The following is a 13,506-nucleotide window of genomic DNA, read 5'->3' on the forward strand; positions in this document are numbered from 1 at the left end:
CACCTACCAATGTTTTTTATTTGAAATAATATGTTGTTTCATTCTTAAGTACGTTAAGTTATGCACACTCTCAAATATGAGTGATGAGCATGCTTTCACAAAAAAAACTAGAATCAAAAACCGAACAGCTCAGCATCATCAACCAATTCTCTTCATCTTTGCTGCAAATTACTCAGTTGGATGAACTGTTTGATTATGTGACATCGCAGGTAGTGAGCCGATTGGGGTTTGTTGACTGTGTTATTTACTTAGCTGATGAACACAATGAATATTTAGAAGAAGTAGCCAGCATGGGCCTATCAAGCCAAAATGCAAACTACCAAGTTATTCAAACTCGTATTCCGATTGCTCAAGGCATCACCGGATATGTTGCTAGAACACAAACTGCGTTCGTATCTGCTGACTTATCTAATGAGCCGAGATATATTGCAGACTCCCGTCCTGCTTTATCTGAATTATGTGTTCCTTTAGTATATAAAGAGCAACTTCTTGGAGTCATTGACTGTGAACACCCTGAGCCAAATTACTTTACTGATGGGCATTTGCAGATCCTCTCAACAGTCGCACATTTGCTCAGCGCTAAAATTAATCAAGTTCGAACGCTTAATCACCTAACACAAACTGTTGATCAACTTAATCAGGCGCAACAATTAGAAAAATCGCTACTTAAAATTGCTAATATTGCCTATAAATCTCAAGAATTAGATGCATTTTATGATGATATTTACACCATTATAAATAGTCAGTTACCAGCAGAAAACTTTTTTATTGGCCTATATGATAAGCACGCTGATTTATTAGAAATAAATTACTTAGTGGAAAATGAAACTAGATGTAATGCCTCACAAAAGATTGTTAAAGCGCAATTAAAAGACACCGCCTCTTACTATATTATCAGTAACTCAAGGCCATTATTATGTGATCATGTCGACTTTGAAAGGCATATTGCACAGGGGCATTTTAAAATGATCGGCCGCTCTCCAACATCATGGTTAGGCGTGCCTTTTACTGTTAACGAGCAATACCAAGGGGTGATTGTGATGCAGAGCTATCATGATCACAAAGCATTTAACCGCCACCATTTAGCAATTTTGACTTACATTAGCAGACAAGTAAGTATGGCCATTGATCGTCAATTATCACGCCAAGCGCTTGAGCATAGAGCGCTTCATGACGAGCTAACCGGGTTGGCTAATCGCTACCTTTTATTAGAGCGCGTGAAACATGCCATTTTATCTCATGAACGGTCACAGCAAAAGAAACTACATTGTTTGCTCTATTTGGATTTAGATCGCTTTAAAAGCATCAATGATGCACTAGGCCATGATGTAGGTGATCACTTTCTGGTGGCGATAGTTAATGTTATCAAAGGCAGCATTCGACGCACTGACACCTTTGCACGACTAGGTGGAGATGAATTTGCGATTTTTATGGAAAATGTGCAAGATAAGCAACAAGTGGATATTGCGCTAGAGCGTATTAACAACGCCATTGCCAAACCTCTCCAGATAGACGGACATATATTACAAGCATCAGGCAGTATTGGCGTCGCATTTACCAGTGATGCAACTGACAATGCAATTACATTATTACAACAAGCTGATGCAGCCATGTATGAAGCTAAATCTTCTGGTAGAGGCCGGGTTCGCTACTTTAATAATGCTATGCGTAAAAAGCTTAAACGCCAAGCAGATATAGAGAATGACTTACAAAGAGGTATCAAAAACCATGAGTTTGAACTCTATTTTCAACCCATTTTTACACTTAACCAGCCTCATATAGTCAGCTTTGAGTCATTAGTTCGCTGGCATCATCCAAGCGCTGGACTTGTTCCCCCTGATGACTTTATTCCTATCGCAGAGCATACTGGGCAAATTATTGAGCTAGATTTGTACTTGCTCGACTTAGCTGCCGCACAATTACAAACTTGGCGTCGTGCTGGACACCCAACAGTGAGAATAACCGTCAATGTTTCCTCTCGACATTTTGCCAGTTTAGATTTTGTTGAGTATATGCGCTCACTTTATATAAAATATCAATTACCAAACGGTACCCTGTGCCTTGAGATCACGGAGTCTGGGTTAATTGAAAATCTCACGCTGGCAACGCGTATTATTCATGGCTTAGCGCCGCTTGGAGTGAAACTGTATCTTGATGATTTTGGCACTGGTTACTCCGCACTTGGGTATCTTCATCAACTCCCTATCCACACCTTAAAAATTGATAAAAGCTTTATCGACCAACTTACGCACAAAGAAAACCCTTTGGTTGATGCTATCTTATCTCTGGCGCAGTCACTCAAACTAAATGTCGTTGCTGAAGGTATTGAAAATCCAAAGCAATGGGCGCTGTTAAAAAGAAAAGGCTGCCAACTTGGTCAGGGTTACTTGGTCTCAAAACCACTGCCAGCCTCTCAAGCCATGGCTCTATTAATAAAGCATACTGACGTGGCACTGTCTATTTAATCACCTGCTAGTGTTTAGTCACGGAGTATCAAGATGCCAATAAAAGGTACTTTGATACTCGAACACAGCTCAGATAATTTAGCCTAATTCAATTCTCAATTCTTTCGCCGCTTTAACCATATTGCCAAGCGCCTCTCTAGTCTCTTCCCAGATTCGTGTTTTTAGACCGCAGTCTGGGTTGATCCATAAACGCTCAACGACCAACTTTTTTAACCGCTTTGTTAATGAGCGTTTTCATCCATTCAACTTTAGGCACATTCGGCGTGTGGATATCATAAACCCCAGGTCCAATCTCATTTGGGTAAGCAAAGTTTTCGAATGCATCCAGTAACGCCATATTAGAGCGAGCTGTTTTTATAGTAATAACATCTGCATCCATATCAGCAATAGCACCGATAATATCCTTAAACTCCACATAGCACATATGAGTATGAATTTGTCTCGTATCTAACACACCACTTGCTGATACCCGAAATGCATAGGAAGCCCATTCGAGATATGTTTGCCATTGGCTTGCTTTTAATGGCATCCCTTCACGAAATGCGGGCCCATCAATTTGGATGTTTAGATGTCTAAAAACCTAGATTGAGGTTGAATCGAATGCAATTGATGCTTACTCACAGCTAACATGAACAAAATTAATTTGTAATTTTTGTAAAAAAGTTAAAATAAAAATGACAACGCTGTCAAAATTGGTGCTATAGTGATTTTGTTATAAATCAATCAATGCATGCTGGTTTTATAGACGGCCAACCTCTATTATGGCGATATTTACCATGCTGCTAGGTAGTAATTTGAGTTTTACTCACTAGATAAATGAGATTTATTGAAGATGATAGACATAAAACACTTAAAAACCATCTCTACTCTGAAAGAAACAGGCTCATTAGTTAACACCGCGCGTGAATTATTTTTGACACAGTCAGCTTTGTCACACCAAATCAAAGACCTCGAAAATAAACTTGATTGTCAATTGTTCGAACGAAAAACACAGCCAGTCAGATTTACGCCACAGGGCATGCTATTATTAGAATTAGCGAGTGAAATACTGCCTCGTGTAGAAGCCACTAAATGCCGATTAAAAGAAAGTTTGAACCAGCCTATTTCACAGTTACGGCTTAGTGTAGAGTGCCATGCATGTTTTCATTGGCTTTTACCCACCATAAAAGAATTCAACAATTTTTGGCCAGACATTAAAGTCGATTATGAAAGAGGCTTTAGTTACGATGCAATTCCTGACCTTATGGAAGACGAATTAGACTTAGTGTTGACGTCTGACATTCGTGAGCCTGATAAGCTAGAATACGCTCACCTCTTTGATTTTAAATTAAAGCTTATTGTTGCACCAGATCATGAGCTTGCTAAAAAAGCCTATGTCACAGCGCTCGATTTAAAAGATGAAACCATCATCTCTTATCCTATTCCAAAAGAACGCCAAGACATATTCAAACATTTCATACAAAATGCACGTTTTGATGGCACCTTAAAAACAGTTGACCAAGGCTTACTTATTTTTCAATTAGTGAGTGCAGGAATGGGCGTTGCTGCTTTACCTGATTGGCTAGTCACCCCGTATGAAAGCCAAGGCCTAATTAAATCTATTCCACTAGGTGCATTAGGCTTGAATCGCCCCATGTATTTAGCAATGAAGAAAAATATGAAAGATAACCCTGTTTATCGCCACTTTTTAAACACTTGTAAAATAAACAACGGTCGATAGCCTGTTCATATTCATTACTCTCTAATACACTGTAACCCAACATCCAAGGTTGGGTTTTTACATGTTTGAAATAAAAAAAATTATTGGCTCAGTCCTGATGCCATTACCATTATCATTACTGTTAGTTGCTTTTTGCTTGATATTTATCAGTAAAACAAACCTCAAGTCTTTTCTTTTTAGCTGGCTATTAATACTTTTTTTATGGGCTATCAGCACTCCTTACGTTGCCAATTTCATCATTACACCACAAGAAAAAGCATTAAAACCCTTTAACGTTAGCCAGCATACTCATTTAGATAAAATTGTAATATTGGGATGTAATATTTACCCGAATAAGTCACTCCCAAGTAATGGGCAATTAGGTGGATGCGCACTATCACGGTTAGTTGAGGGTTTAAGGTTGGCTAACCATTACCCCAGAGCCGACCTAATTGTCTCTGGTGGCGGATATCGTAAAACATCGAATGCAAATCTAATGTCAAAAACGGCTCAAGCATTGGGTATATCAAGTAACCGTATAAAACAAAACCCCAAAGCGTTAGATACAAAAGACGAAGCGAGGTTGCTTGCTCCGCATTTAGTTGACCGACAAGTCGCACTTGTTACTTCTGCCAGCCATATGGCTCGAGCCAGCGATTTATTTCAAGCTCAGGGAGTAGATATAATTGCAGCCCCAACCCAGTTCTATTCACTGGGTAGCCAGCCAAAATCTCGACAATTCATAGCGCAAGCAAGCATATTAAAAGCAGTTACCTCTCACTGTCATGAATGGATAGGGAAAGTTTGGATCTCATTGCTGCGCATCCTAGACCCTGAGGCTTTATAAGTTAATTTTTCCTTGATATAGATAACCTGTTATACAGGGTTATCTATATCAATAAACCTTACATCAAAGCCATACTCATCGGCTAAATATTCCCCTAACGCTTTTATACCGTAGCGCTCAGTGGCATGGTGGCCTGCCGCAAAAAAATCAATTCCCTGTTCACGTGCACTGTGAATTGTTTGCTCTGATGCTTCACCTGTTAAATACGCATCTATCCCATGCTCTGCTGCAAGGTCGATATAACCTTGTCCACCGCCAGTACACCAAGCAATCGTCTCAATCTTTTTGCCTCTAGGAGCACATACAAGCGGTGCTCGTTTTAATACTCGCTCTATTTTCAGTGCAAATTCTTCCGCTGTTAAAGGTGCCTGTAATCGCCCTTTTACTGCAACACTATTAGAACCCGCTTCTAATCCACTTTCAAAGTCGATATCCAATAACTTAGCCAACTGTGCGTTATTGCCCAGTTCAGGATGAATATCAAGCGGTAAATGATAGCCAAATAAGTTAATGTCATTCGCTAACAAACTCGCGATTCGACGTTTTTTCATCCCGGTGATTGTTTGTGATTCACCTTTCCAAAAGTAACCATGATGGACCAATATTGTATCGGCGCCATGTGCAATTGCAGCGTCAATTAACCCTTGGCTCGCCGTCACACCAGTCACTATTTTATGCACGGTTTCAGTCCCTTCTACTTGCAGACCATTGGGTGCAAAATCTTTAATTGCATTAGGTTGAAGTAGTTGAGTTAAAATGTGGGTGAATTCTGAACGCTTCATGACGTAACCATTGTTTTGTAGAAAATAATCGCAAATTTTGGCGTCAATTCGAGCAAATTGGAAGCAAAAAACGTAAAAAATTGAAAAATTGCCCAAATATGGGTATAACTACTCTTTAAATCTTAATCCCGCATATCCGCGTATAACACGACTAGGATCTACGATGAGTAAACTAGATAAAACTGAAGTATTAAGCGCTTTTGAAGCTGCTTATGAAGCTGCCCACGGTAAAAAGCCAGAAATTGCTACTAAACCAGGCTGGTACAGCATTGATGGTGGCAAGAACATGCGTCTTGCTGATGTTGCAGCATTAACTGAAGAACTCACTTCAGGTTCAGCGACCCCTAGCGAAGCAGCTGCGCCTGCTAAAAAAGCAAAAACAAAGAAAGCAGTTGTACCAACTGCCGCTAAGAAAGCACCTTTTACCGTTATCAAAGAGAACGAGGAAGGCTACACAGCAGAAGAGCTATGGATTGTAGAGCTTGCGCGCAAAGACCATGATTGTCGTTTGCCGCGTGGTGTGGTTTAAATTTAACTACATAACCAACTACTTTCAAAAAGCCGCGATATTCGCGGCTTTTTTGTTACCAATGGCCCTTCGATAAACACATCAAGAGCCTTGCATTGTGCAACTACCCACACTATAACCACAGTATAGATACCAATATGGTGTTTTCTATGACACATATAATGAACACACAAAGGCTCACTTTGATTGAGTGCACGTTAAATAATATAGCTGGTACACCACCAAAAAAGAGCACGATACTCAACGACATAATTACTGTGCTGAGCCCAAATGTTGTTAGTCACCTCCCCGCAAATTTTCATGGTATAACCACAATAAACAATGCAAAAAACTGGCTCATCAACATGTTAGAGCAAAGCAGAGTGTTTGCCGTAAGTGATGTGCATAGTAACACCACCCTAGGCTTTGTTTTTATGCACAACAGTGATACAAATCAATACCATATTGGTTACTTGTTTGCACAAGCACATTGGGGTAAAGGCTATGCCCAGGAAGCATTATCAGCATTTATAACTTGGTGTAAAAGCACACCCAATATTAAAGAATTGATCGCTGGCGTTGAAAAGGATAACCTCGCATCAATTACCGTGCTCAAAAAAATAGGGTTCACGTTTCACTCAGAAGGTCTACATTCAATGCGGTTTTATACGCGTGTATTGTAGCGATTAATTACCCTTAAAATGCTAGTAAACACTGCCCCACTCATATATTCATCTGTGTTAACCAAACATAAGCCCGAATTCAACATCTAAATGCGACACTATGCTGAATATCAATATAACTCTATAACACCCTATATCCATTCCCACCTTAGACTAACGTCTGTACTTAAAACCATTGCCACCTGCTCAAAAAACAGCCACGCTAAAAAGGAAACAACATACATGTAAAGGAAATATACAATGATAAAAAAAAGTTTATTAGCACTATGTTTAGGTGCTGTATTTGGCGCTCACGCGACACAATGCCCACGCGTCGAAGGAGCCTATGCTACTTGGCAGTATCCACTCGGCGGAGCGTTAGCAATCGAAGAACTCAATAGCGATGCCCTCACCCACATTATACTCGCCTTTGCTTTCCCCACAGAAGGTGGTGGACTTGATACTAGTTTGGTCGATACACACATTAACAACGCGCTGCAATTTGGTCGCAGCAATAACGTCGGTATCATTTTGTCAATTGGGGGAGCTGGTGTGAATTTTTTAGATCTGACAAGGACTGATTTAGATTCGTTAGCAAAAAATATCACAGACTATGCGATACAACACAGGTTAGACGGCATAGACATAGATTGGGAGCACTTTTCGACATATGAGCAACCCAACCCAATTGAAAGTGGTAATCACCTCTACCTTTTACAGCGGCTACATGAACTATTGCCAAGCGAAATTGACTTAGGTACCGACGTCGAAGCCGGTTTTTGGAGCGGCCCAAACTACCATGAAGACTTAGATATATATGCCGACTATATCCGTTTTATGGCATATAACTTTACAGGGCGATGGCCTGGGTCGTTTATCGATCACCACAGTGCGTGGCTCTACACACAGATGGGCTTAGAGTCAGATATGCCAGGTATCAATAGTATGATGCAAAAATATCCAAAAGAGAAAACCCTATTAGGCCTGCCGTTCTATCACAAAGGATTTGTAGATGGCCAAAGTGAGCAAGTCAGCATAGTAACCACAGATCATATCGTGGAGAAGTTAGTCAAAGACCGAGGCATTGAGTTCAACTCAGGTCATGCTATTACTGATAACTTACATTGGTACTGGGAAACCTCTGAGCTCCTTAAAAAGAAATCGCAATTTATTAAAGACAATCACTACCCAGGCGTTTTTATTTGGGAGTTGCATCAAGATAGTAAAGATCCTGACTACCAACTATTAAATGCGATAGCTGAAGTACTGCCAAAATGTGATGCATGCAGCGCTCAATGGCAAAGCTACCCAACCATTTACAATCAAGGCGATACTTTTAGCTTCAAAGGAAAAAACTACCGAGTTGAATCTGGACCAATTTATGACATTACGCCAGATACTTTGGGCCATGAACATCGACTTAGTAAGTTGGGATACTGTAAAACCAACTCAACGTTTAATAAAACAGTTTTATAATAAGCCATACATGGAGAGCCTATGGCTCTCTAAACAACTCCTTATTCAAGGAGCTCCTTTAATTTATTGAGCCCTGCTTGTAAGTCACCGCCAATTTGTTTTTCAAAATCGATAAACAAAAACGTTAAATTCATTGGGTAATTCATGTGCCCTTGAAACCCCCAAATTACCTGTGTGGTATCACCAATAGGTTTAGTGAGCATATAAGCAGGCTCTGCCGCCTGAAAAGGCGCAATAAACCGCAGCTCATAGTCAATTCGCTCCAGCGGCTTTATACCGATAATCTCTTGCTCTCCAACCCCTACATCAGGATGTTCGCTACTCCATGCCGATACAAACCCAACGTGCGCATCGGTACCTCTATAGGCTTTTACCATATCAGAGTCAATATTGGCCCAACGACTATAATGATCTTGGTTTTTAAGGTATTTGATATAATCAAATACCACTTCTATCGGTTGTTCGATCACAACACTTCGCTCTACGTGATATGAGTTTTGAATAAACAATGCGAGGAGCAATGGCGCAGTTATCAAAAATAATAATATACTAAAAATTGCCTTCAACATTTTGTACCTCTAAAGTCTATGATTTTTATTTCACTCAGCTTTATAACTGTGAAAAGTCAACACTTGGCAAACACTCAAAGCCCGGTTTGGCGATAAAGTAGCCTTGAATTAAATCCACGCCTTCACTTTGTAACCACTTAAACTCTCCTGATGTTTCAACGCCCTCAGCCAAAGTTGTGATCTGTAATTTATGACACAAACTAATGCAATGTCGTAAAATAACTTGCCGTACTTTGTCTATATGAATATCTCGGATCAATCCCATATCAAATTTAATAATATCAGTTTGAAAGTCAGCCAATAAATTTAAGCCGGAATAACCCGAACCAAAATCATCCGTTGCGGTTTTAAAGCCCAAAGTACGGTAATACTCAACAACTCGCTTTATGTGCCCACTATCAGATATTTTCTCTACTTCGGTAAATTCAAACATGATCCTTTCGACCGGAAAGCCATGCTTTTCAGCAGCTGCTAAAGTAGTTCGAATACAACGCTGAGGCTGATAAATCGCATTAGGCAAAAAGTTAATACTAAGGTAAGACGACAAATCTAACTTTGCTGCTAACTCAATGGCTTTCACACGGCACATTTGGTCAAAAGCATAACGGTTTTTATCATTTACTTGCGACAGTACTGAATACGCTGGTTCATTATTGAGGCCCCGCGCCAACGCTTCATAGCCAAATATACGTTTTGATTGCGCATGAACGATAGGTTGAAAAGCCATCGTAAAATCAATATCAAGCCCCTCTAATTGAACACAGTTAGCACAACTTACCAATTCACGCCCCTTCATTTACCACTCCTTTTGTTCACGGATAATAACTAAAGCTAGTTGCTACTTGAGCGTTGTACAAGGTCACCATATTGTGATGCGGTGAATATCACTGCCATCTCTAATAAGGCTATGTAATAATATGCACTAAAATAATAAAAATAGATAAGAGTTATGGAGTTACTGTTTTCTCAATACCAGTATTCATGTCATAAACGGGTGCTGTATAAACGTGACGAACTGATTGTTTTAAAGCGAAATCAAACGTTACTACTTGAGTATTTCTTGCAAAACCCTAACGATATTCACAGTAAAGATGACATTTTGGATGTTGTTTGGCAGAACAAAGTGGTCTCTGAACAAGTTGTCTTTCAAACGATAAGTCAATTGCGGGCTATATTTGGTGAACAGTCCATCAAAACCTACTCCAAGAAAGGCTATAAATGGCAGTATCCAGTAAGCAAGGGGGGGGTCAGCGAGCCGCTTCTCTCTCCTCAAAACATCGCTAAAAATAAAAAGTCTCCTTATGTTTTATACACAGCAATAAGCAGTGTTTTCATTTTGCTTATTTTATTATTAGCATCCCAGTGGCAAACACCTTCGCCACAAATCTCTTTGCACTTAGCCATCAATGATCACGTTAGTGACTCTCAGAGCAAGTTACAACAGACCGATATCAACGCTCTTTCAAATGACGCTCTATTTTCAGTTAAACCCGTCGCCGTTCCCGAATCAAATCAGCAGCATTTTTTATCACCACAACAAGCATGGAAAAGTGCCCAACTACCACAGCAAAGTTGGCTTTTTTGGGGTGATATATACCCTTCAGAGCAAGGCGTGTTTTTACATTATGGCTTATCCAGGGACACTCGGCATTGGCAAGGTTACACCTTTGGAGAAACAGCAGAAAAAGCAATGCTGGCATTACGGGAGCAACTGAACCGACTGCACGATGTAGAGTTCTTTTCTACCAGTAAAGCAATTCGTTTAGCCGAGCTGCAAACAATGCATGCTGCAGCACCGAATAATGAAGAGGTTACACTATTACTAGCCAAACATTTGATTCACGCAAAACAACCTGATATTGCCATGGTGCATCTAGACAAGTTACTCCATAACCAAGGGTATAAACAAAAAGCGTATAGAGCACAAGCTCAATGGTTAATTGGCATGATCTATAAAATACGAAAGCAACATCAACAAAGCGCTCATCGATTGACTCTGATGAATGAGGAACTTAAACAAACAACACTGCGGCCTTTGCAACATGACTATATTAACACCAGTGCATGGCTGCATTATGAACAAGGGAACATAGACCCGATGTTTCGCGTCTTAGAGGAGGCTATCACTCTCACTAAGCAGCAAAAAGAGCCCCTAGCACAATTTGAATTCCACATGCTGTATTCAATACTGGCAAAGAAAGTAGATAATACCAGTAAACAATATGCGCAGCTAAATAAAGCCCAAGCTTTACTGATTGACCATAACTTAAGTGACTCTAATAAAGCGATTGTGTATTTTCACTTTGCATTATTTACAGAAGATAATAAACTTGCTTTGCCCTACTTAAAGCGTATTTTAAATATTCCTAGAACTGCGAGTAACTACTGGGTACTTGATCATGCCCTTGAAATGTTGGTGACATATTACATAGAAGTGGGGGATTTTAAGTCCGCACATGCTTTGTTTGATGGCGCTATAAAACAACCCGCCCACTTACTATTAAAAGCCCAAGTATTATTAGCCCAGGGTTTAATTGATGATGCTCGGCCCTTGCTTCAAGATGCGTTTAATAAAGCGCGCTTAACACACAATAAACCGGCATCACTCAATTCAGCTCTTGCGCTATACCAATTAGCATATTCAACACCTGAAATAAAAAGAGAATATTTGGCATTTTTACAAACTAACGGTTCACAGCAATGGCTGAAGCAACATGGTGTTACGTCAGCCATTGCATTGGAACACTAATTATCATAAGTGATTGGGTATAAGTTCAAACCAATCAATTAACGCCCCGTTATTACCTATTGAGCGGATCTCTAACTGATCAGCTCCTTTTATTACCGAGCCGGGTACGCTAACTTCTTTAAATTCTTTACCACCGTGACCGTTAAACCGAGCCACAAGGTGATGCCCTTGCCAAAACTCTAGCAACGTATCCTTTGCTCCTCGCATACGTACATTTACAGTAACTACGCTCGAAACCTCACTGCTCAAATCAAACTTTAACCATGCTGGTTTAAATGGGATATATCCATCCGGTGTATGATGATCTGCATTTGTAGACAAACCAACGACTTGTAACTCATCCTTTTTACTCAACATACTATGTCGTTGTGAAAAGTAATGTTCGGCCTCAACTTTTTGACCTATTGCTAATTTAGGGTATTGACCTGTATAAGCAATGTTACTGGCTTTACTTTGCATTCCCTCTTTAACTGCATGCACTTTATAGCTTATAAAATTAGAAGATGGGTTTGAATCCCGGTACTTCGCTGCGCTCAGACCGTCTTTTACAAGCTGCCACTGTCGGGTGCCCTTACCTTTGCTGTCTAAAACGCTGCGATATAATGCATACGTTACACCTTCTTCATTAGCCGCATCCCAACCAAGTTGCACTTGATGTTCAACCAGCTCTTTAGTAACAAGGCCTTTAGGTGCAGTTGGTAGAGATTTTAGCTTGTTATGCTCAACCCTTGCACGCTTTTGAGCGTGTAATAAACCCGATGTAAACTGCTCAGAGTGATCAATGGCAAGCTCCTTACCATCCAATACCAAGCGAAAGCCTTCAATGCTGCCAATAAAGTCAGCAGCAGTCCAGCGCTCTTTGACTATATCACGTGGTTGCCAATGCCAAGCAGAACCCCCTATTGCATATCGAGAACAGTGTTTATTGTCATCATTTTTATATTCTATGCAGGTTTGAGTTAACTCTCTTACATTCCCCAACATATCATGCAAACCAAAACGGTTGGGCCGATACATACCAACCACTGTGTGGTAAATTGCTCCATCATTGCAATTCACACTACGGGTATATTCAACGCCATGATGTAATTGTACAGCAGCGATGTTAGCTCTATCTTCAACATTTTCATATTCACATACGTCGCTATGTTCATAATCTTCTCCAAATGCGAATCGGCTTTTTTGGCCTGCTAAAGCGGCAAATTCATATTCTTCGATCGTCGGCAAGCGATAAAACTTTCCCGTTTCTTTTGTTAGCCACTGCGCATAATCCATTGCTCCTTGCACACCAACACACACCACTGGTCTGAATGGTTCGTTAACTAACTCGGGGCTATCCCAACTTCCAGGCTTATCTGGAGAAGGCCATTGGCTTTTAGTGAATACCATACAGTTATTAGGTACTGTATAACCCGTCGCTTGCACAAAACGTTGAAATTCAGCTACGGTAACTTCGTATTTCCCCATATAAAATTGCTGGTCTATGTCTTGATTGTCCATTGAGATCAAAACCGGTTCAATGGGTGTTACTGTAACCTGCTCATTCGCCACAACCGAGTAGCTACTCACTAATAACAATGCTGATGTATATAGTTTCATATGTATGTCTCCTTTAAGCTTGCGACTACTTTAGCTAGACAAGTCAGGACATATCTTATGTAAAAACTATTTTCTATTCGCTTAGAAAATAAATAGAATTTTCACCACTCAAAAATCATCCCACCAATAAGTATTAAGTCATTGTTATAT

At 40.1% G+C, this 13,506-nt stretch carries 11 protein-coding genes and 1 pseudogene; 7 read left to right on the forward strand and 5 right to left on the reverse strand.

All coding sequences use genetic code 11. The annotated features are described in order from the left end of the window. The first annotated feature begins 89 nt into the window (after positions 1 to 89). Positions 90 to 2,465, forward strand: a complete 2,376-nt coding sequence (locus PCIT_RS06260) for a bifunctional diguanylate cyclase/phosphodiesterase (protein WP_010362307.1) — start codon at positions 90 to 92, stop codon at positions 2,463 to 2,465. A gap of 78 nt (positions 2,466 to 2,543) precedes the next feature. Here the strand turns inward: PCIT_RS06260 and PCIT_RS06265 are convergent. Continuing rightward, positions 2,544 to 3,027: pseudogene (locus tag PCIT_RS06265) on the reverse strand (5-methyltetrahydropteroyltriglutamate--homocysteine S-methyltransferase); the annotation flags it as partial. A 270-nt stretch (positions 3,028 to 3,297) separates the two neighbouring features. Between PCIT_RS06265 and PCIT_RS06270 the strand changes: the two are divergent. Both PCIT_RS06270 and PCIT_RS06275 read left to right on the forward strand, forming a co-directional pair. Beyond that, the gene (locus PCIT_RS06270; RefSeq protein WP_010362309.1) at positions 3,298 to 4,185 is read left to right on the forward strand and encodes a LysR family transcriptional regulator; all 888 of its coding nucleotides are present in this window, start codon (positions 3,298 to 3,300) and stop codon (positions 4,183 to 4,185) included. A gap of 61 nt (positions 4,186 to 4,246) precedes the next feature. After that, positions 4,247 to 5,011 carry a YdcF family protein gene (locus PCIT_RS06275; protein WP_010362310.1) on the forward strand — a complete coding sequence of 255 codons (765 nt, stop codon included), beginning with the start codon at positions 4,247 to 4,249 and terminating at the stop codon, positions 5,009 to 5,011. 29 nt (positions 5,012 to 5,040) lie between these two features. Here the strand turns inward: PCIT_RS06275 and PCIT_RS06280 are convergent, their stop codons facing one another. After that, positions 5,041 to 5,793, reverse strand: coding sequence for a Nif3-like dinuclear metal center hexameric protein (locus tag PCIT_RS06280; protein ID WP_010362311.1), 753 nt, complete (start codon positions 5,791 to 5,793; stop codon positions 5,041 to 5,043). Between the two features lie 163 nt (positions 5,794 to 5,956). Here PCIT_RS06280 and PCIT_RS06285 point away from each other — a divergent pair, with 163 nt between their 5' ends. The 3 genes from PCIT_RS06285 (at position 5,957) to PCIT_RS06295 (ending at position 8,439) form a co-directional block, all read left to right on the forward strand. Then, entirely contained in the window at positions 5,957 to 6,322 is a 366-nt protein-coding gene (locus PCIT_RS06285; protein ID WP_010362312.1) for a hypothetical protein, read from the forward strand. 149 nt (positions 6,323 to 6,471) lie between these two features. Continuing rightward, the gene (locus PCIT_RS06290) at positions 6,472 to 6,984 is read left to right on the forward strand and encodes a GNAT family N-acetyltransferase (protein WP_010362313.1); all 513 of its coding nucleotides are present in this window, start codon (positions 6,472 to 6,474) and stop codon (positions 6,982 to 6,984) included. 240 nt (positions 6,985 to 7,224) lie between these two features. After that, on the forward strand, positions 7,225 to 8,439 hold the full coding sequence (locus PCIT_RS06295; protein ID WP_010362314.1) for a glycoside hydrolase family 18 protein: 1,215 nt from the start codon (positions 7,225 to 7,227) through the stop codon (positions 8,437 to 8,439). 41 nt (positions 8,440 to 8,480) lie between these two features. Here the strand turns inward: PCIT_RS06295 and PCIT_RS06300 are convergent, their stop codons facing one another. Continuing rightward, a complete protein-coding gene (locus tag PCIT_RS06300) occupies positions 8,481 to 9,008 on the reverse strand; it encodes an SRPBCC family protein (protein WP_010362315.1) in 528 nt (175 codons plus the stop codon). Positions 9,009 to 9,048: 40 nt separating this feature from the next. After that, positions 9,049 to 9,804 (reverse strand): EAL domain-containing protein, encoded by a 756-nt coding sequence (locus tag PCIT_RS06305; protein WP_010362316.1) that lies wholly within the window; start codon positions 9,802 to 9,804, stop codon positions 9,049 to 9,051. Positions 9,805 to 9,957: 153 nt separating this feature from the next. Here PCIT_RS06305 and PCIT_RS06310 point away from each other — a divergent pair, with 153 nt between their 5' ends. After that, positions 9,958 to 11,757 (forward strand): winged helix-turn-helix domain-containing protein, encoded by a 1,800-nt coding sequence (locus PCIT_RS06310; protein WP_010362317.1) that lies wholly within the window; start codon positions 9,958 to 9,960, stop codon positions 11,755 to 11,757. 3 nt (positions 11,758 to 11,760) lie between these two features. On the opposite strand, the gene PCIT_RS06315 is transcribed toward PCIT_RS06310, so the two are convergent. Beyond that, complete coding sequence (locus PCIT_RS06315; protein ID WP_010362318.1) at positions 11,761 to 13,356, reverse strand: formylglycine-generating enzyme family protein; 1,596 nt, start codon at positions 13,354 to 13,356, stop codon at positions 11,761 to 11,763. Positions 13,357 to 13,506 lie beyond the last annotated feature (150 nt).

Source organism: Pseudoalteromonas citrea (assembly GCF_000238375.3).
Taxonomy (GTDB): Bacteria; Pseudomonadota; Gammaproteobacteria; order Enterobacterales; family Alteromonadaceae; genus Pseudoalteromonas; species Pseudoalteromonas citrea.

Coding starts and splice junctions, on each gene's coding strand:
- PCIT_RS06260 (WP_010362307.1), top strand. CDS start 90: ATGCTTTCACAAAAAAAACTAGAATCAAAAACCGAACAGCTCAGCATC.
- PCIT_RS06270 (WP_010362309.1), top strand. CDS start 3,298: ATGATAGACATAAAACACTTAAAAACCATCTCTACTCTGAAAGAAACA.
- PCIT_RS06275 (WP_010362310.1), top strand. CDS start 4,247: ATGTTTGAAATAAAAAAAATTATTGGCTCAGTCCTGATGCCATTACCA.
- PCIT_RS06280 (WP_010362311.1), bottom strand. CDS start 5,793: ATGAAGCGTTCAGAATTCACCCACATTTTAACTCAACTACTTCAACCT.
- PCIT_RS06285 (WP_010362312.1), top strand. CDS start 5,957: ATGAGTAAACTAGATAAAACTGAAGTATTAAGCGCTTTTGAAGCTGCT.
- PCIT_RS06290 (WP_010362313.1), top strand. CDS start 6,472: ATGACACATATAATGAACACACAAAGGCTCACTTTGATTGAGTGCACG.
- PCIT_RS06295 (WP_010362314.1), top strand. CDS start 7,225: ATGATAAAAAAAAGTTTATTAGCACTATGTTTAGGTGCTGTATTTGGC.
- PCIT_RS06300 (WP_010362315.1), bottom strand. CDS start 9,008: ATGTTGAAGGCAATTTTTAGTATATTATTATTTTTGATAACTGCGCCA.
- PCIT_RS06305 (WP_010362316.1), bottom strand. CDS start 9,804: ATGAAGGGGCGTGAATTGGTAAGTTGTGCTAACTGTGTTCAATTAGAG.
- PCIT_RS06310 (WP_010362317.1), top strand. CDS start 9,958: ATGGAGTTACTGTTTTCTCAATACCAGTATTCATGTCATAAACGGGTG.
- PCIT_RS06315 (WP_010362318.1), bottom strand. CDS start 13,356: ATGAAACTATATACATCAGCATTGTTATTAGTGAGTAGCTACTCGGTT.